We start from the raw sequence: 18679 nt of genomic DNA, 5'->3' as shown, positions 1-18679 counted from the left end.
TAACCTCGTAAGCGTGTCGTCTCTCGCGCTGTACCGCCGCTATCGCCCGGAGACCTTTGCCGAGGTCATCGGGCAGGAGCATGTCACCGACCCGCTGCAGCAGGCGCTGCGGAACAACCGGGTCAATCACGCGTACCTGTTCAGCGGTCCGCGCGGCTGCGGCAAGACGACGAGCGCGCGCATCCTCGCCCGCTGTCTCAACTGTGAGCAAGGTCCCACCCCGACCCCGTGCGGGGAGTGCCAGTCCTGCCGGGACCTCGCGCGCAACGGTCCGGGCTCGATCGACGTCATCGAGATCGACGCGGCCTCGCACGGTGGTGTGGACGACGCCCGTGAGCTGCGGGAAAAGGCCTTCTTCGGGCCGGCCGCCAGCCGGTACAAGATCTACATCATCGACGAGGCCCACATGGTCACGTCGGCCGGTTTCAACGCGCTGCTGAAGGTCGTCGAGGAGCCGCCGGAGCACCTCAAGTTCATCTTCGCGACGACCGAGCCCGAGAAGGTCATCGGGACCATCCGGTCGCGTACGCATCACTACCCCTTCCGGCTCGTCCCGCCGGGCACCCTGCGCGACTACCTCGGCGAGGTGTGCCAGAAGGAGGACATCCCGGTCGAGGACGGCGTGCTCCCGCTCGTCGTGCGCGCGGGCGCCGGGTCCGTGCGTGACTCGATGTCCGTCATGGACCAGCTCCTCGCGGGTGCCGGCGCCGACGGTGTGACGTACGCCATGGCCACCTCCCTGCTCGGGTACACCGACGGCTCGCTCCTCGACTCCGTCGTCGAGGCCTTCGCCACCGGGGACGGGGCCGCGGCCTTCGAGGTCGTCGACCGCGTCATCGAGGGCGGAAACGACCCGCGCCGCTTCGTCGCCGACCTGCTGGAGCGGCTGCGGGACCTCGTGATCCTCGCGGCCGTGCCGGACGCGGTGGAGAAGGGGCTCTTCGACGCCCCCGCCGATGTCCTGGAGCGGATGCAGGCCCAGGCCTCCACGTTCGGCGCCGCCGAGCTGAGCCGCGCCGCCGACCTGGTCAACGCCGGCCTGACCGAGATGCGCGGCGCCACCTCGCCCCGCCTCCAGCTGGAGCTGATCTGCGCGCGCGTGCTGCTCCCGGCCGCCTACGGCGACGAGCGCTCGGTGATGGCCCGCCTCGACCGCCTGGAGCGCGGCGTGAGCTTCTCTGGTGGCGCCGGCGCGCCCGCCATGGGGTACGTCCCCGGCCCCGAGGCCCATGCCGGCGCCTTCGCGGCCGGCAGCGGCGCTCCCGCACCGGCCGGCCCCCCCGTGCCGCCCGGCGGCGGCCCCGCCGCGGCCCGCGCGGCCGTACGAGCGTCCAACGGCCCCGGCGGCCCGGGTGGCCCCGGATCCGGTGCTCCCGTCGCCCCAAGTGCTCCGGCTGCCGCGGGTGCTGCGGCTGCTCCGGGTGCCGGCGGTCCGGCTCCTGTCGCCCCCGCGCCGACGGACCCCGCGCCGACGGACCCCGCGGCGCCCCCCGCGACGACGGCGCCTGCGCCCGCCCCGGCCGCCCCGGCTCCGGCTCCGGCGGAGGCGCCCGGCGCTGCCCCTGCCGCCGCCTCCGCCGCCCCCGGTGCCTGGCCCACCGCCGCTGCCGTCGGAGGCGGCCGGCGTCCCGGTGGCTGGCCCACGGCCGCGGCACCGGCGGGCGCTGCCCCGCAGGGCCAGGTCCCCGGCCGTGCCCCGGCCCAGCCGCAGCAGCGGTCCGCCCCCGCGTCGACGGCCCCGGCGGCAGCCGCCGCGGCACCCCCTGCCGCTCCCGCCCCGGCCGGTGGCCTCGACCCGCGCATGCTCTGGCCGAACATCCTGGAGGCCGTCAAGAACCGCCGCCGCTTCACCTGGATCCTGCTCAGCCAGAACGCCCAGGTGACCGGCTTCGACGGCACCACCCTCCAGCTCGGCTTCGTCAACGCCGGCGCCCGGGACAACTTCGCCGGCAGCGGCAGCGAGGACGTGCTGCGCCAGGCGCTGGCCGAGCAGTTCAACGTGCAGTGGAAGATCGAGGCCGTCGTCGACCCGTCCGGCGGCTCCGCCCCCGCGTCTCCCGGCGCCCCCGGCTTCGGCGGAGGCGGCGGCTACGGCGGCGGCGCTCCCGCCGGCGGTGGTGGCGGTGGGTACGGCGCCCCGGCCGCCCCCCGGCCCGCGCCCCCCCAGCCGTCCCCGCAGGCGTCGACGCAGTCCGGTCCCGCGGCCGCCGCGCCCGCCGCGGCTCCGTCCCGGCCCGACCCGGCCCCGGAGCCGCCCCCCGTCGCCCCCGAGGACGACGTCCCGGAGGACGACGACCCCGACCTGGACGAGTCGGCCCTCTCCGGCCACGAACTGATCGTCCGGGAGCTGGGCGCGACGGTGGTGGAGGAGTTCTCGAACGAGTAGCCCGCCGTCGAGGAGCCCCTCCGTGCGGCGCGCCCTGGACGCCTCTTTGGAGGAAGCTCCGACAAACCCGGCGCCCCGGCTTCGGCGACCTTGCCATTAGGCTGACCCCGTGAAGGTCCTCGTCATCGGCAGCGGCGCCCGCGAACACGCCCTGTGCCGCTCCCTGTCCCTCGACCCCGACGTCACGGCGCTGCACTGCGCCCCCGGCAACGCCGGCATCGCCGAGGTCGCCGAGCTGCACCCGGTCGACGCGCTCGACGGCAAGGCGGTGGCCGAGCTGGCCGCGGGCCTCGGCGCCGAGCTGGTCGTCGTCGGCCCGGAGGCCCCGCTGGTCGCCGGGGTCGCCGACGCCGTCCGTGAGGCGGGCATCCCCGTCTTCGGACCGTCGGAGAAGGCCGCCCGGCTGGAGGGGTCCAAGGCCTTCGCCAAGGACGTCATGGCGGCGGCCGGGGTGCCGACCGCCCGCTCCTACGTCTGCGCGACCGCCGAGGAGGTCGCCGCGGCCCTGGACGCCTTCGGCGCCCCCTATGTCGTCAAGGACGACGGCCTCGCCGCCGGCAAGGGCGTCGTCGTCACCGAGGACGTCGAGGCGGCCAAGGCGCACGCCGCCGGCTGCGAGCGCGTGGTCGTCGAGGAGTTCCTCGACGGCCCCGAGGTCTCCCTGTTCGCCGTCACCGACGGCGAGAGCGTCGTACCGCTGCAGCCCGCCCAGGACTTCAAGCGCGCGCTGGACGGCGACCAGGGTCCGAACACCGGCGGCATGGGCGCGTACTCGCCGCTGCCGTGGGCCGATCCGAAGCTGGTCGACGAGGTGCTGCGGACGGTTCTGCAGCCGACCGTGGACGAACTGCGCCGCCGCGGCACGCCGTTCTCCGGTCTGCTCTACGCCGGCCTGGCGATCACCAGCCGCGGCGTGCGGGTCATCGAGTTCAACGCCCGTTTCGGCGACCCCGAGACGCAGGTCGTGCTGGCCCGGCTGAAGACCCCGCTGGCCGGCCTCCTGCTGGCCGCCGCCACCGGCACCCTCGCCGACCTGCCGCCCCTGCGCTGGAGCGAGGACGCCGCCGTCACGGTCGTCGTCGCCTCGCACAACTACCCCGGCACGCCCCGCACCGGCGACCCGATCACCGGCCTGGACGAGGTGGCCGCCGAGGACGCCCCGCACGCGTACGTGCTGCACGCCGGGACCAGGCGGGACGGGGACGACGTCGTCAGCGCGGGCGGGCGGGTGCTGTCCGTCACGGCCACCGGCGCGGATCTGACCGAGGCGCGGGAGCGGGCGTACCGGGCGGTGGGCCGGGTCCGGCTGGCCGGCTCGCAGCACCGCACCGACATCGCCGCGAAGGCGGCGCGGGACGCCCAGGCGACCCCGGCGGCGGGCGCCTGACCTGCCCTGCCGTCACCCGAGACGTGCACAGGCCCCGGATCCCCGATCCGGGGCCTGATCCTTGCTGTCTGTCGCCCACCTCTGACCAAAGCCATTCCATCGAGTGAGCAATCGTCCATACGGCTGACGGGGGCCGGGGCCCCAACTAGGGTGCCGCGCAAGCCTTCCGGACGTTCCGGCACTTGGCCCACCGGCATTGCGATGTCAGTGGCGGGTGCCACAGTGGGGGAGTGAGCACCACCAGGCAAGCACGGCGACGGCAGCGAGGGGGTGAGGTCGGCACGTGAGCGGAATCGGTGTGGAGGCGGGCGCGCAGGCCGCGCGTTCCCGGGCCCTCGCCGTCCTGCGGGTCCGGGGCCGGGCGCTGGCCGTGGCCCTGTTGCCCGCGGGCGCCGCGGTGATCCTGCTGACCGGCGGCTCCACCGGCCACCTGGTCGGCCCCGGTTGGGACGCCGCGCGGGTGGCGGTGAGCGCCCTCGCCCTGCTGGTGCTGCTGGCCGCCGCCGGCATCGCCCTGGTCGTGGCCCGCGCCCGCCCCGCCATGGCGCCCACGGTGCCGGTCCCGGAGGCGTCGGCCCCGGATCTGTACCGGATGGTGCGCGACCTCGCCGACCGGCTGGACGTGCCGGCCCCGTCGGCCGTCGCGCTCACCCCGGACTGCGACAGCTGGCTGGAGGACCGCACGCACAGCGCGCACGGCCCGCCGGTCCCCTCCGCGCCCGACGAGATAGCGGGCCCCCACGGCTCCCGCGCCCACCGCCGTGCGCCGCTCGCGCCGGTCCTGGTGATCGGCTCCCCGTTCCTGTGGTGGATGCGCGTCGGCGAGCTGCGCGCGGTCCTCGCCCCGGTCATCGCCGGCACGGGTCCTTCGGCGCACCCCGACATAGCGGCCGCCCGCCGCTTCGTCCGCGGTCTGGACGCGGCGCTCGCGGTCGCCGCGGCGCCCGGCCGCGGCCCGCTGGCCCGGACCGGCTGCGTGGCGCTCGGCTGGGTGGCCGGGGCGCTGTTGCGCGGCTGCCGCGAGCACGCGACGCAGATGGAGCGCGGGGTCGCCGCGGCGGCGGCCGAGCGCGCCCAGGCGGTCGACTACGGCCTCAGGATCGTCGCCCAGGAGCAGGTCGGCCTCGCCTACGCCGGCTGGGACCGGCTCCTGACCAGGGTCGCGCTGCCCGCCTGGCGCATGGGTCGCTGGCCCTCCGGACTGGACGCGGGCGTGGTCGCGGCACTGACCGAGCTGTCCCGGCGCGACCGGCTGGCGGAGGGCTTCACCACCCGCCTCGGCGAGCGTCCCGCCTGTGACCTGCTGGAGGAGCCCGGCGCGGTGGACGAGGCCGCCTCGCTGCTCGCCGCCCGCCTCTTCCACGGCGGCCCCGCCGAGCCGGGCCCGGACTGGGCGCCGGTGGACTGGCAGGCGTATCCGGAGGAGGTCGTGGACCGCACCTGGCGCGCCGAGGCGGCCCGGCTGCACCGCGTGCTGGACGCGCTCGGCGTGCGCCCCGCCGTCGACCCGGCGGCTCCCGACCCCGGCGGCCCCACCCTGGCCCGCGTCCTGGACCACCTCACGGACCCCGCCGGCGCTGTGCAGCACCGGGCCCTCCGCAGCGCCGGCGAGCCCGCCGACGACGAGGACACCGAGGCCGGCACGGAGCGCAGCACCGCCGTGGCCGCCCGGCTGAGCGCCGAGCTGGCCCGCGAGGAAGCCGGCGCGCCGAGCGGCGCGAGCCCCGCGGACCGGAGTCCGGACAGCGCCCTGTGGGACGACGGCGCGCTGTCGCTCTTCCCGCTGCAACCCCCGCGCAGCGGCCGCGACCTCCTCGCCGACCACGTCACGGCGATGGTGTGCTGCGCGGCCGTCGACACCGCCGGCGCGGTCCCGGGCCTGGACTGGCTGGACGGCCCGGCGCTGCTGCTGGACGGTGAGCGGGCCGGCGACCTCACGCCCAGAGTGCTCACTCTGATCGAGGAGGGAGACCCGGGCCCGCTGCGCGACTGGCTGACCGCCACCGGGATACGCCCCGAGAAGCCCGTACGGCTCGTCTGACGAAAATCGGCCAAAGGGAGCCCTGTCTTCCACTTCAGGTCAATTCGCAACGACTAGTGACCGAGCACGTGCGTTATGTGATGTGCTGGGAGCGACCACGCACCTGGCAAACGCGTGCGACATACGACAGCACGGCCGAGCACGCGGAGCACCACCGGGCACCGCTGAGCACGCCGAGCACCACCGAGAACAGCGAGCACCACCGAGACAGGGCCGACACGGGGGACCTGAGGGAGGGGAGCGATCATGGCCTCGGACCACATCCGTCGCTGGGAGTCCGGAGCGCTCGCGCACGCCGTCACGGACCCCTTCGGCCAGGGCCCGGTGCCCTGGCTGCGGGGCAGCGAGACGTACTTCGACGACACCGGCCACGTGGTGCCCTGGTACGTCGACGCCAGTACCCAGCAGCACAGCGGCACCACGGGAGCCGCGCGGGTTCCCGCGCCGCGCGTGTCCCCCGGCGGCCCCCGCTCGGCCGACGACGTGCACCGCCAGATCAAGGGCTTCGCCTCCACCGGCGCGGTCGCGCCCGGCGAGGCGATCGACTTCCGCATCACGGTCGACCCGCCCCAGGAGTTCAGCGTCGACATCTACCGGATCGGCCACTACGGCGGCGACGGCGCCGCCAAGATCACCACCAGTCCGCGGCTGTCCGGCATCGTCCAGCCCGCGCCACTGACCGCCGACCGTACGGTCTCCTGTCACCACTGGTGGCTCTCCTGGCGCCTGCAGGTGCCCGCCCACTGGCACATCGGCGCCTACGTGGCCGTCCTGACCACCGCCGACGGCTACCGCTCCCACGTGCCCTTCACCGTCCGCGACGACCACCCCGCCGACCTGCTCCTGCTGCTGCCGGACGTCACCTGGCAGGCGTACAACCTCTACCCGGAGGACGGCCACACCGGCGCCAGCCTCTACCACGCCTGGGACGAGCGGGGCCGGCTGCTCGGCGAGGCCGACGCGGCGACCACGGTCTCCTTCGACCGCCCGTACGCGGGCGCCGGCCTGCCGCTCCACGTCGGCCACGCCTACGACTTCATCCGCTGGGCCGAGCGCTACGGCTACGACCTCGGCTACGCCGACGCCCGCGATCTGCACGCCGGCCGTGTCGACCCCACCCGCTACCGGGGCCTGGTCTTCCCGGGGCACGACGAGTACTGGTCGGTGCCGATGCGCCGAGCGGTCGAGGACGCCCGCGACCGGGGCACCTCGCTCGTCTTCCTGTCCGCCAACACCATGTACTGGCAGGTGGAGTTGGGGCCCTCCCCGGCCGGCGACGCGGACCGGCTGCTGACCTGCCGCAAGCGCAAGGGCCCCGGGAAGCCGGTGCTGTGGCGGGAGATCGACCGGCCCGAGCAGCAGGTCGTCGGCATCCAGTACGCGGGCCGGGTGCCCGAGCCTGCCCCGCTGATCGTCCGCAACGCCGGTCACTGGCTGTGGGAGGCGACCGGCGCGCACGAGGGCGACGAGATCGCGGGACTGGTCGCCGGGGAGGCCGACCGGTACTTCCCGCGCACGCCGCTGCCCGAGCACGAGGAGCGCATCCTGCTCGCCCACTCGCCCTACACCGACAACGACGGCGTTCTGCGCCACCAGGAGACCTCCCTCTACCACGCCCCCTCCGGCGCCTGGGTCTTCGCCTCCGGCACCTTCGCCTGGTCCCCGGCCCTGGACCGCCCCGGCCACGTGGACGCCCGCATCCAGCGCGCCACGGCGAACCTGCTGGACCGCATCTGCAAGCGCGACTGACCCCGGCGGCCGGCCGCCGGACCCGCCACCGCCCCCTGACCGAAACCGATCGTCCCCATAAGGGAGAATCGAGGTCATTGGACAGAACCACGGGGAGGAACCGTGTCCGGATTCGTAGAAAAGCCCGAGCCGATCCAGGTTCCGGGCCTGGTGCACCTGCACACCGGAAAGGTGCGCGAGCTGTACCAGAACGAGGCGGGCGACCTCGTGATGGTCGCCAGCGACCGCATGTCCGCCTACGACTGGGTGCTGCCCACGGAGATCCCCGACAAGGGCCGCGTCCTCACCCAGCTCTCCCTGTGGTGGTTCGACCAGCTGCGGGACATCGCCGTCAACCATGTGATCAGCACGGAGCTGCCCGACGGCGCCCCCGCCGACTGGGCGGGCCGCACGCTGGTCTGCAAGTCCCTGAAGATGGTCCCGGTCGAGTGCGTGGCCCGCGGCTACCTCACCGGCTCGGGCCTGCTGGAGTACAACGAGTCCCGCACGGTCTGCGGCCTCGCCCTGCCCGAGGGCCTCGTCGACGGCTCCGAGCTGCCCGCCCCGATCTTCACCCCGGCCACCAAGGCCGAGGTCGGCGAGCACGACGAGAACGTGCCCTACGAGGAGGTCGCCCGCCAGACCGGCGCCGAGACCGCCGCCCAGCTGCGCCAGGCCACCCTCGCCGTGTACTCCCGCGCCCGGGACATCGCCCGCGACCGCGGCATCATCCTGGCCGACACCAAGTTCGAGTTCGGCTTCGACGGTGACACGCTCGTCCTGGCCGACGAGGTCCTCACCCCGGACTCCTCCCGCTTCTGGCCGGCCGACGAGTGGCAGCCGGGCCGCGCGCAGCCGTCGTTCGACAAGCAGTTCGTGCGCGACTGGCTGACCTCGGCCGCGTCGGGCTGGGACCGCAAGAGCGAGCAGCCTCCGCCGCCGCTGCCGGACGAGGTCGTCCAGCGGACCCGGCAGAAGTACATCGAGGCGTACGAGCGCCTGACGGGACTGAGCTGGGTGTGACGCAAAAGGCCCCCGGAGGACCGGGGGCCTTTACTGGAGCGGACGACGAGGCTCGAACTCGCGACCTCAACCTTGGCAAGGTTGCGCTCTACCAACTGAGCTACGTCCGCGTTGCGCCGTGGCGTGAGAGCCACTATACCCAACCTCGCTCGCGTGCGAGACGCACCGCCGCATGACGGTTCTCGGCGCCGAGCTTCGTGACGGCCGCGGACAGGTAGTTCCGCACGGTCCCCGGGGACAGCGCGGCCCGCTCGGCGATCTCCGCGACCGGTGCCCCGTCGGCCGCCAGCTCCAGCACCTCGGCCTCCCGGGCGGTCAGCGGGGAGTCCCCGGCGGAGATCGCGTCGGCCGCCAACTCGGGGTCGACGTAGCGGTTTCCCGCGTGCACGGTGCGGATGATCTCGGCGAGCCGCTGGGCGCTGACGGTCTTCGGGACGAAGCCGCGCACACCCGCCGTGAGGGCCCGTTTGAGATGGCCCGGGCGGCCGTGACCGGTGACGATCAGCACCTGGCAGCCGGGTAGTTCGGTGCGCAGGGATGTGGCGACCTTCACACCGTCGGCGCCCGGCATCTGCAGGTCCAGCACGGCCACATCAGGGGCGTGGGCGCGGGCCATGGCGAGGGCCTCGGGCCCGGTGGCCGCCTCCGCGACGACGAGGAGGTCGTCCTCCAGCGACAGCAGTGCGGCGAGGGCGCCCCGGATCAGATGCTCGTCGTCGGCGAGCAACAGCCGTACCGGACCGCTCACGATGTGACTCCGCTCACTTCTTTCGCCTCCTGTGTCAGCGGCACCTCGGCCGCCAGCTGGAACCGGTCGGTCCCGACCCGGCCGGCCCGGAGCGTCCCGCCCACGGCGCCCAGCCGCTCCCGCAGCCCGGCCAGACCGGAACCCCCGTCCCGGTCGGGGGTCCCGGCCACTCCGTCGTTCTCCACCGTCAGCACCACACGCCCCCGCAGTATCCGCAGCCGCAGGGAGCAGTGGCCCGCGTCGCCGTGCCGCAGCACGTTGGTGGTCGCCTCGCGGACCACCCAGCCCAGCACGGACTGCACCTCGGCGGGCAGCCCCGCGGTCTGCGCGCCGACCTCGCACTCGATCCCCGCTGCCGCCAACACGCCTTGTGCGCCCGCGAGTTCCGTCCCGAGGTCGGCCTCCCGGTAGCCGCGGACGACGGCCCGCACCTCGCGCTGGGACTCCTGCGCGACGCGGTGCACCTCGATCATCTGCTCCACCGCCTCGGGCCGTCCGCGCCGGGCGAGTTGGACGGCCAGCTCGCTCTTGAGCGAGATCACGGACAGATTCCGGCCGATGACGTCGTGCAGATCCCGCCCGAACCTGAGGCGCTCCTCGGCGACGGCGAGCCGGGCCTCGGTCTCCCGGGCGCGGTCCGCCTCCCACATCACGGAGAGGGTCCAGGCGCCGCAGCGGCCCGCGAGCAAGGCGAAGAGCGACTGGAAGACGGTTGTCACGACGGTCGCCACCAGGCCGACGGCGCTGTGGTCGGCCCAGCCGAAGGCGGCGGCGAGCAGGACGGTGAGCAGTGCCGACCTGAGCAGAAAAGTGCGGACCGGCACGGCGAGTCCGTAGAGCAGCCCGAACGGCATCAGCAGGCCGCCGATCGCCATCCGGACCGGTACCGGCTTGGCCGCGTCCAGCGCGGCGAGCGTCACGAGGACCGCGAACCCGATTCCCAGCAGGGCGGCCGGGAAGCGGTGGGTGCCGGGCGGCAGTTCGGCGCGGCCCAGACAGGCGTCGAGCGCGGTCCTCATGAGCGCGCTCGCTGTCGCACACTGCACGACCGACACGAGGACGAGGACGGACCCGAAGACGATCGCGGCGGGCCGGTGGGCCAGCCCGGCGGGCAGGGGCAGGAGCACCCAGCAGCCGGCGATGAACCAGATCGAGCAGTGCCAGGTGATGACGCTGTACAGCTCGACCCGCTCGACCTTGCTCCGCTCTCCCCAGTGCCGCTGCCGCCAGCGCCGTATCCGGCCCGTCATCCGCTCCCCCGTACGTCAGATCTCTCACCGTCGCGGTTCCCAGCGGAACCACCGGCGTCCAGCAAACACCGCCAGGATCGCCCAGGCCACCGCGGTCGCCAGGGCGCCGAGGGCCTCGTACCCGCTCAACTGCCCGGTCCAGCCGCCCCGGACGAGCCGGATCGCGGGGGACAGCGGGAGCAACTCGCAGACGACGGCGAGCCGATGGGGCATGACCTCGGTCGGGACCATGAGCCCGGAGCCGGCCATCGTCACGAGCATCAGCGGCAGCGCGGTGACCTGCCCGCTCTCCACGGTCCGGGTGTAGGACGCGGTGAGCGCGGCGAGCCCGGCGCTGATCACGAGCCCGGCCGCCAGCCCCGGCAGCAGCAGGTAGGGCGCCCTGGGCGCGCCGGTGTGCAGCAGCGCCGCGCACCCGGCGCACAGCAACACCGCCTGGGCGAGCCCGATGCCGACCGCGGGCAGCGCGGTGCCGGCGAGGATCTCGCCGTCGGAGAGTTCCCCGGTGCGCAGCCGCTTCAGGACGAGTTCCTCGCGGCGGGCGACGTAGGCGTTGACCAGGGAGGTGTAGACGGCGAAGAGGAAGGAGAAGCCGATCGCGGCCGTCAGCATGGTCGTGCCGATGGTCAGCCCGTGCTTCCTCAGATCGACCTGGTGCAGCGCCGGCCGCACGCTGAACGGCAGCAGCAGCGGTACGGCCAGCGCCGTGACCACGACCCCCCGGTTGCGGCCGAGCAGCGCCAGCTCCGCCCGCCCCAGCGCCCGCAGCCGGCGGCTCGCCGGCGCCCACGCGATCCCGCTCACGCGGCCACCTCCCGCGACCGTCCCTGTTCGCGCGCGATGCCGAGGAACGCCTCCTCCAGCGAGGCGGAGCGCACGTCCAGGCCGCGCAGCTCGACCCCGGCCCGCTCGGCCCAGGTCAGCACACCGGTCGCCGTCCGCTGCAACCGCGTCGTGCGCAGCCGCACCATCCGGCCGTCGGTCTCGTGGCCGCTGACACCGAGGTCGGCCAGCGGTGGCAGGTCGCCGAGGAAGTAGCCCTCGGGCAGTTCGAAGGACATCCGGGAGGGCCGGCCGGCGGTCACCTCGGCCGGGGTGCCGCAGGCGGCGATCCGGCCCTCGTGCAGGATGGCGAGCCGGTCCGCGAGGCCCTCGGCCTCCTCCAGGTAGTGCGTGGTGAGCAGCACGGTCGTGCCCGCGTCGCGCAGCGCGCGCACCAACTCCCAGGTGTCCCGGCGGCCTTCGGCGTCGAGCCCGGTCGTCGGTTCGTCGAGGAAGAGCACCTCGGGATCGCCGAGCAGCGCGAGCGCGAGGTCCAGCCGCCTGCGCTCCCCGCCGGAGAGCTGCTTGACCCGTACGCCGTGTTTGCCCGCGAGCCCCACCAGCTCGAGGACCTCGCCCTCCGGCCGCGCCCCGCTGGTGCACCCGGCCCACATGCGGGCGGTCTCGGCGACGCTCAGCTCGGACGGGAAGCCGCCCTCCTGGAGCATCACGCCGGTGCGCGGCCGTACGGCGGCGCGTTCGCGGTACGGATCGTGCCCGAGCACCCGGACCCGGCCCCCGGCCGGCGCGGCGAGTCCTTCCAGCAGTTCGACCGTCGAGGTCTTGCCCGCGCCGTTGGTCCCCAGGAGGGCGAAGACCTCCCCGCGAGCCACGGAGAAGGAGATTCCGCGTACGGCCTCGAACCCGCCCCCGTAGACACGCTGGAGATCGGTGACCTCGATCACGTGTTCGTGTTCGTCGTTCATGATGCCAGCGTCCCGGCGGCGGAGGCGGTTCGGCAGTGCGCGGTGTCATCGCTCGCCGTGACAAATGTCAGAGGGCCAAGCGGAACTCGCGAACCCGGGGCGCGAAAAGACCCCGGCCCAGAAGGACCGGGGTCTCATTCCCGAGCGGACGACGAGGCTCGAACTCGCGACCTCAACCTTGGCAAGGTTGCGCTCTACCAACTGAGCTACGTCCGCACTGCCCCCGACCGGCTCCCACCGATCGGTGCGAGCACCAGCCTACCTGATCCACAAGGGTGGTTCTGACCGGTGCCAGAGCGGGTGACAGGAATCGCACACTGCGCCTTCCCCCTGGAAGGGGGATGTTCTGCTACTGAACTACACCCGCACGATCCTCGGGGTTCCGGCTTTTCGGCCTCGCCCCTCGGCGTGCTGCAGACATTAGCTGATCAACAGGGGGGTTGCGCAAGTCGGCTCCTGCGGGCTCCCCCGGACCCCTCCGGCGGGGCCCCCGCGGCGGCGCGCGTACGGGCCCCGCGCAGGCCCGAGCGCACGGTCCCCAGGGCCTGCTGACGGGCCCTGGGGGCTGCCCCTTCGCGGGCTCACTGCGCGGCGCTGAAGGCCTCGTAGACCTTCTTGGGGATGCGCCCGCGGGCCGGCACGTCCATCTTGTTGGCCTGGGCCCAGGCGCGGACGGCCGCCGGGTCGGGGGCGACCTCCGTCTGCTTGTACGCCTTGCCGGACCGCGACCGCTTGCGGCCGGCCTCGACGTAGGGCGCGAGCGCCTTGCGCAGTTTCCTTGCGTTGGATGCGTTGAGGTCGATCTCGTACGACTTGCCGTCGAGTCCGAAGGCGATCGTTTCCGCCGCTTCCGAGCCGTCGATGTCGTCAAAGAGAGTGACCACGACCTTTTGCGCCACGAATATCGGTCCCTTCGTGCGGCATGTCGATACAGCTCACGCCGCCGACATGCCGAGTATCGGCTATTGCCAATTCATTTGTACAGTGCCCGGCAATGCAAAGTGAAGCCCGACTAAATCCGCCTGCGTGTCCCGGAGCAATAGGCGGGGGCGGGCGGACTGTGGAACTTTCCCAGAACTTTTCGCGACCGCGCGGCTTCGACACCCGATCGTGATGCGGCTCACGTAGTTTCATCCAACTCTACTCGCGTAGAAATTTTGTGCGGGTAGTCTGAAGGGACCTGCTCAGCACCACACACCGGGAGTGCCAGTGGCACGCGTCGTAGTCGACGTCATGCTCAAGCCGGAGATCCTCGACCCCCAGGGCCAGGCGGTCCAGCGTGCGCTGCCGCGCCTGGGATTCGAAGGCATCTCGGACGTACGTCAGGGAAAGCGTTTCGAACTGGAAGTTGACGGGCCGGTCGACGAGGCCGTGCTCGCCCGCATCCACGATCTTGCGGAATCCTTCCTCGCCAACACCGTGATCGAGGACTTCACCGTCAAGGTGGAAGAGGCCGCGGAAGTCGCGGAGGCGGCCAAGTGACCGCTCGTATTGGCGTCGTCACTTTCCCCGGGAGCCTGGACGACCGGGACACGCAGCGCGCGATCCGTCTCGCGGGCGCCGAGCCGGTCGCCCTGTGGCACAAGGACAAGGACCTCCACCAGGTCGACGCCGTGGTCCTGCCCGGCGGCTTCTCCTACGGCGACTATCTGCGGGCCGGTGCCATCTCCCGGTTCTCGCCGGTGATGGAGACCGTCATCGAGCAGGCGAGGGCCGGCCTGCCGGTCCTCGGCATCTGCAACGGCTTCCAGGTCCTCACCGAGGCCCACCTCCTGCCGGGCGGGATGCTCGGCAACGACCACCTCCACTTCATCTGCCGTGACCAGAAGCTGCGGGTGGAGAACGCCGAGACCGCCTGGACCAGCGACTACCGCGCGGGCCAGGAGATCCACATCCCGCTGAAGAACATGGACGGCCGGTACGTCGCCGACGAGTACACGCTCGACAAGCTGGAGGCGGAGGGCCGGGTCGTCTTCCGGTACCTCGACTTCAACCCCAACGGGTCGCTGCGGGACATCGCCGGCATCACCAACGAGGCGGGCAACGTCGTCGGCCTGATGCCGCACCCCGAGCACGCCGTCGAGCCGCTGGTCGGTACCGGCCGTACCGACGGGCTCCCCTTCTTCACCTCGATCCTCAAGAAGCTGGTCAAAGCATGAGCCGGACGCCTCTGGACACGGTCGAGCACGCGGCCGCGACCCCCGACGTCGAGCTGCCCTGGGCCGAACTCGGCCTGAAGAAGGACGAGTACGAGCGGGTGGTGGAGATCCTCGGCCGCCGCCCGACCGGCGCCGAACTCGCCATGTACTCGGTCATGTGGTCCGAGCACTGCTCGTACAAGTCCTCCAAGGTCCACCTGCGCCAGTTCGGCGAGAAGGCGCCGCAGAGCGACGCCCTGCTCGTCGGCATCGGCGAGAACGCGGGCGTGGTGGACGTCGGCCAGGGCTACGCGGTCACGTTCAAGGTCGAGTCCCACAACCACCCGTCGTACGTGGAGCCGTACCAGGGCGCCGCGACCGGTGTCGGCGGCATCGTCCGCGACATCATCGCGATGGGCGCCCGCCCGGTCGCGGTGGTCGACCCGCTGCGTTTCGGCGCGGCCGACCACCCCGACACCAAGCGCGTCCTGCCCGGCGTCGTCGCCGGCATCGGCGGCTACGGCAACTGCCTGGGCCTGCCCAACATCGGCGGCGAGGTCGTCTTCGACGCCTGCTACCAGGGCAACCCGCTGGTCAACGCCGGCGCCATCGGCGTGATGCGGCACGAGGACATCCACCTCGCGAAGGCCTCCGGCGCGGGCAACAGGGTCATCCTGTACGGCGCCCGGACCGGCGGCGACGGCATCGGCGGCGCCTCGATCCTGGCGAGCGAGACCTTCGACGACGCCAAGCCCTCCAAGCGTCCCGCCGTCCAGGTCGGCGACCCCTTCCAGGAGAAGCTCCTCATCGAGTGCACCCTGGAGGCCTTCCGGGAGAAGCTGGTCGTCGGCATCCAGGACCTGGGCGCGGCGGGCCTGTCCTGCGCGACCAGCGAGCTGGCGTCGAACGGCTCCGGCGGCATGCGCGTGACCCTGGACGACGTACCGCTGCGCGACTCCACGCTCTCGCCCGAGGAGATCCTCATGAGCGAGTCGCAGGAGCGCATGTGCGCGGTCGTCGAGCCGGAGAAGGTCGGCCGCTTCCTGGAGATCTGCGAGAAGTGGGACGTCATCGCCACCGACATCGGCGAGGTGACCGACGGCGACCGGCTGGAGATCTTCTGGCACGGCGAGAAGATCGTGGACGTCGACCCGCGCACGGTCGCGCACGAGGGACCGACGTACGAGCGCCCGTACGCCCGCCCGGACTGGCAGGACACCCTCCAGGCGGACGACGCGAACAAGCTGCCGCGCCCGCGGACGCCGCAGGAGCTGCGGGCCCAGGTCCTGAAGCTGGTCGCGTCCCCGAACCAGGCGTCCAAGAAGTGGATCACCCAGCAGTACGACCACTTCGTCCAGGGCAACACGGTGCTGGCCCAGCCCGAGGACTCGGGCATGATCCGCATCGACGAGGAGAGCGGCCTCGGCGTCGCCATCGCGACCGACGGCAACGGCCGGTACGCCAAGCTCGACCCGTACACGGGCGCGCAGCTGGCGCTGGCCGAGGCCTACCGGAACGTGGCGACCACCGGCGCCAAGCCCCTCGCCGTCTCCGACTGCCTGAACTTCGGCTCGCCCGAGGACCCGGCGGTCATGTGGCAGTTCGCGGAGGCGGTGCGCGGTCTCGCGGACGCCTGCCTGCAGCTCGGCACCCCGGTGACCGGCGGCAACGTCTCGCTCTACAACCAGACGGGCGAGGCGGCCATCCACCCGACCCCGGTCGTGGCGGTCCTGGGCGTCATCGACGACGTGGCCCGCCGCACGCCGGTCGCCTTCCAGGAGGAGGGCCAGCTGGTCTACCTCCTCGGCGACACCCGCGAGGAGTTCGGCGGCTCGGCCTGGTCCCAGGTGGTCCACGACCACCTCGGCGGCCTGCCCCCGAAGGTCGACCTGGAGCGCGAGCGGCTGCTGGCCGAGATCCTGATCTCCGCCTCCCGCGACGGCATGATCGACTCCGCGCACGACCTGTCCGACGGCGGTCTGGTCCAGGCCGTCGTCGAGTCGGCCCTGCTGGGCGGCAAGGGCGCGCGCCTGGTCGTCCCGGACGGCCTGGACGCCTTCACCTTCCTGTTCTCCGAGTCGGCCGGCCGCGCGATCGTCGCCGTGCCGCGCTCGGAGGAGCTGCGCTTCACCGACATGTGCGCCGCCCGGGGCCTGCCGGCCACGCGGATCGGCGTCGTGGACGGTGAAACGGTCGAGGTCCAAGGCGAGTTCGAGCTGTCCCTGGAGGAACTGCGCACGGCGCACGAGGACACGATCCCGGCGCTGCTGGCGTAAGCGGTCAGCCGGAGGGCCCCGTCCGGGACACCGGGCGGGGCCCTCCGCGTGCGCCACGGACAGCGCTCCCGATCGCGGCCCCGCACAGGGGCATCGCCAGGGCCGTCCGCAGCCGCCACAGGCAGGCGTGCACGCGGTCGGGCCGCGGTCGGGGGCGGCCCAGGCGCCCGCGCGGCCGGGCCGCTGGCAGCTCGGGACGCGGGCGTAGATCGGATGCCCGGCGGTCCGTACGCGTCGCCCCGGGCCCGGAGGCAGGGCCAGGCTGCCTGAACGCGCTCTCGCGCCCCGCTCCGGCACGGACCCCGGCCCGCACGTGCGCCCCCGCCGGCTCCTGACCGGCACCCCCGACGGGCACGCCCGCCACCCCGCCCGATTCCACCCGCCGCTCCCGGCAGGCCCCACCTCGCACGGCCCACAGCCCTCGCCGGGAGCCGCACCCCCGGCCCGGACGCCCCCATTTCGCTCGCCGTCAGAGCTGAGGGCCGCATAGGCTCACCGTCATGCCTCCGGCCAAGAAGCGTGCCCGTACGTACGATCCCGTCAAGACGCGTGCCGCTGTGCTCGCCCAGCTCGGAAACGTACGGCAGGCCGTGCGCGGGCTGACGGGCGAGCAGTTGGCGCTGCCGACCCGGCTCGGTGAGTGGACCGTGCGGGAACTGGTCGTGCACATCGGCATGGCGGTCACCGCCGTGCACCGCGCCCTCGGCAACCCGGCTCCGCCGCGGCAGGACGTGACCCTCGTGCAGTGGGCCTTTGCCACCGCGGCCAACTCCTCCGCCATCGACGCGTTCACCCGCGACCTCACCGCCCAGCACCCCGACCTCGACGCCTACCTCGCCGACGTCGACGCGTCCCTGCGCACGCTGCTCGCCGAGCACCCCGGCGGCCGGCTGCTGGCGACGAACGCGGGCGCGCTGCCGCTGGACGACTACCTGGTCACCCGTACCGTCGAACTCGTCGTCCACACCGACGACCTCAACGCCGCCGTGCCGGGCCTCGACGTCCCCTACGACCGCCAGGCCCTGGCCGCCTGCACCCGGCTGCTCGCCGACGCCCTCGCCGTGAAGGCGCCCGGCGGCTCCACCGAGGTGCGGGTACCGCCGTACGCCGTCGTGCAGTGCGTGCAGGGGCCGAGGCACACCCGGGGCACCCCGCCGAACGTCGTGGAGACCGACCCGCTCACCTGGATCCGGCTCGCCACCGGCCGCGTGGGCTGGAAGGACGCCCTGGAGCAGGCCGAGGTGCGCGCCGGCGGGGAGCGGGCGGACATCGGGGGACTGCTGCCGCTCATGTCGTGACCTCGGGCGTACCGCGAGCGGAACCCCTCGTACCGGCCGCCCGTCCAACCCGTATGAACCGGTACAAGCAGTGCATCCCCCTGGCGGCAGCGGCCCTGCTGGTGGCGTGCGGCAGTTCGCAGGCGGACAGTGGTGCCGTGAGTTCACGACAAGCGGTCACCGGCGTCGAGTGGCGGGTCGACAGCCTCACCACCGGCGGTACGACCCGCCACGCGCCCGCCGTCGCCCGGCTGCGCGTCGACGCCGACGGCAAGGCGGCCGGCAATCTCGGCTGCAACCAGTTCAGCGCCCGGGCCACCGTCCGCGGCGACCGGATCACCCTCGGCGACCTGCGTACGACCCGCATGGCCTGCGCCCCGGACCGGATGGACTTCGAGCGCGCCCTCGCCCGCGCGCTGACCACCGGCACGCTCGTCGCCAGGACCGACGACGGGAAGCTGACGCTCACCGACGGCAACGGCGACCTCATCAACCTCAGCCGTCACACCTCCGGATGATGTGCGACACCTCACTCGCGCATCCGGCAGCTACGGCCGGCAGGGCCGTCCCGCAGCCGCACGACGGTCGGCCGGCTCCCGACAGCGCCCCGCTGACCTGCGTAAACAGAGAAAGCGACAAGGTGATCCGGACTCGCCGATCCGGTACGTCGGCACAGA

15 protein-coding genes and 3 tRNA genes are annotated in these 18679 nt (G+C 73.3%); 10 read left to right on the top strand and 8 right to left on the bottom strand.

Annotation, left to right across the window (positions count from 1 at the left end):
* Positions 1-13 precede the first annotated feature (13 nt).
* From ACZ60X_RS18270 to ACZ60X_RS18250, 5 genes are all read left to right on the top strand, one after another.
* Positions 14-2386 (top strand): DNA polymerase III subunit gamma and tau, encoded by a 2373-nt coding sequence (locus tag ACZ60X_RS18270; protein WP_469599404.1) that lies wholly within the window; start codon positions 14-16, stop codon positions 2384-2386.
* Positions 2387-2495: 109 nt separating this feature from the next.
* The gene (purD, locus tag ACZ60X_RS18265) at positions 2496-3773 is read left to right on the top strand and encodes a phosphoribosylamine--glycine ligase (protein ID WP_469599402.1); all 1278 of its coding nucleotides are present in this window, start codon (positions 2496-2498) and stop codon (positions 3771-3773) included.
* 283 nt (positions 3774-4056) lie between these two features.
* Positions 4057-5814 (top strand): M48 family metalloprotease, encoded by a 1758-nt coding sequence (locus ACZ60X_RS18260; protein ID WP_469599400.1) that lies wholly within the window; start codon positions 4057-4059, stop codon positions 5812-5814.
* A gap of 246 nt (positions 5815-6060) precedes the next feature.
* Complete coding sequence (locus ACZ60X_RS18255) at positions 6061-7563, top strand: N,N-dimethylformamidase beta subunit family domain-containing protein (RefSeq protein WP_469599398.1); 1503 nt, start codon at positions 6061-6063, stop codon at positions 7561-7563.
* 102 nt (positions 7564-7665) lie between these two features.
* Positions 7666-8565: a phosphoribosylaminoimidazolesuccinocarboxamide synthase gene (locus tag ACZ60X_RS18250; RefSeq protein ID WP_469599396.1), complete on the top strand. Its 900-nt coding sequence runs from the start codon at positions 7666-7668 to the stop codon at positions 8563-8565.
* Positions 8566-8599: 34 nt separating this feature from the next.
* Here the strand turns inward: ACZ60X_RS18250 and ACZ60X_RS18245 are convergent.
* From ACZ60X_RS18245 to ACZ60X_RS18210, 8 genes are all read right to left on the bottom strand, one after another.
* Positions 8600-8675 (bottom strand) — tRNA-Gly (locus ACZ60X_RS18245).
* Between the two features lie 23 nt (positions 8676-8698).
* Entirely contained in the window at positions 8699-9313 is a 615-nt protein-coding gene (locus ACZ60X_RS18240; protein ID WP_469599393.1) for a response regulator, read from the bottom strand.
* Complete coding sequence (locus ACZ60X_RS18235; RefSeq protein ID WP_469599391.1) at positions 9310-10563, bottom strand: sensor histidine kinase; 1254 nt, start codon at positions 10561-10563, stop codon at positions 9310-9312. Before ACZ60X_RS18235 ends, ACZ60X_RS18240 begins: the two co-directional genes overlap by 4 nt.
* Before the next feature lie 24 nt (positions 10564-10587).
* On the bottom strand, positions 10588-11367 hold the full coding sequence (locus ACZ60X_RS18230) for an ABC transporter permease (RefSeq protein ID WP_469599389.1): 780 nt from the start codon (positions 11365-11367) through the stop codon (positions 10588-10590).
* The gene (locus ACZ60X_RS18225; RefSeq protein ID WP_469599386.1) at positions 11364-12311 is read right to left on the bottom strand and encodes an ABC transporter ATP-binding protein; all 948 of its coding nucleotides are present in this window, start codon (positions 12309-12311) and stop codon (positions 11364-11366) included. The genes ACZ60X_RS18230 and ACZ60X_RS18225 overlap by 4 nt, the downstream gene beginning before the upstream one ends.
* Positions 12312-12454: 143 nt before the next feature.
* Positions 12455-12527, bottom strand: a tRNA-Gly gene (locus ACZ60X_RS18220).
* 79 nt (positions 12528-12606) lie between these two features.
* Positions 12607-12678, bottom strand: a tRNA-Gly gene (locus tag ACZ60X_RS18215).
* A 214-nt stretch (positions 12679-12892) separates the two neighbouring features.
* Positions 12893-13210: a histone-like nucleoid-structuring protein Lsr2 gene (locus ACZ60X_RS18210; protein ID WP_469599384.1), complete on the bottom strand. Its 318-nt coding sequence runs from the start codon at positions 13208-13210 to the stop codon at positions 12893-12895.
* Between the two features lie 310 nt (positions 13211-13520).
* On the opposite strand from ACZ60X_RS18210, the gene purS reads away from it, so the two are divergent.
* The 5 genes from purS (at position 13521) to ACZ60X_RS18185 (ending at position 18520) form a co-directional block, all read left to right on the top strand.
* Positions 13521-13793, top strand: coding sequence for a phosphoribosylformylglycinamidine synthase subunit PurS (gene purS, locus ACZ60X_RS18205; RefSeq protein WP_093825677.1), 273 nt, complete (start codon positions 13521-13523; stop codon positions 13791-13793).
* The gene (gene purQ / locus ACZ60X_RS18200; RefSeq protein WP_469599381.1) at positions 13790-14470 is read left to right on the top strand and encodes a phosphoribosylformylglycinamidine synthase subunit PurQ; all 681 of its coding nucleotides are present in this window, start codon (positions 13790-13792) and stop codon (positions 14468-14470) included. The genes purS and purQ overlap by 4 nt, the downstream gene beginning before the upstream one ends.
* On the top strand, positions 14467-16725 hold the full coding sequence (gene purL / locus ACZ60X_RS18195; RefSeq protein ID WP_469599379.1) for a phosphoribosylformylglycinamidine synthase subunit PurL: 2259 nt from the start codon (positions 14467-14469) through the stop codon (positions 16723-16725). The genes purQ and purL overlap by 4 nt, the downstream gene beginning before the upstream one ends.
* 500 nt (positions 16726-17225) lie before the next feature.
* Positions 17226-18023, top strand: coding sequence for a maleylpyruvate isomerase family mycothiol-dependent enzyme (locus tag ACZ60X_RS18190; protein ID WP_469599377.1), 798 nt, complete (start codon positions 17226-17228; stop codon positions 18021-18023).
* A 137-nt stretch (positions 18024-18160) separates the two neighbouring features.
* Entirely contained in the window at positions 18161-18520 is a 360-nt protein-coding gene (locus ACZ60X_RS18185) for an META domain-containing protein (RefSeq protein ID WP_469599375.1), read from the top strand.
* Positions 18521-18679 lie beyond the last annotated feature (159 nt).

The organism is Streptomyces sp. NPDC104106, from assembly GCF_055584345.1.
Note: the sequence above shows the minus strand (reverse complement) of the source record. Positions and strands in the feature narration are given on the sequence as shown.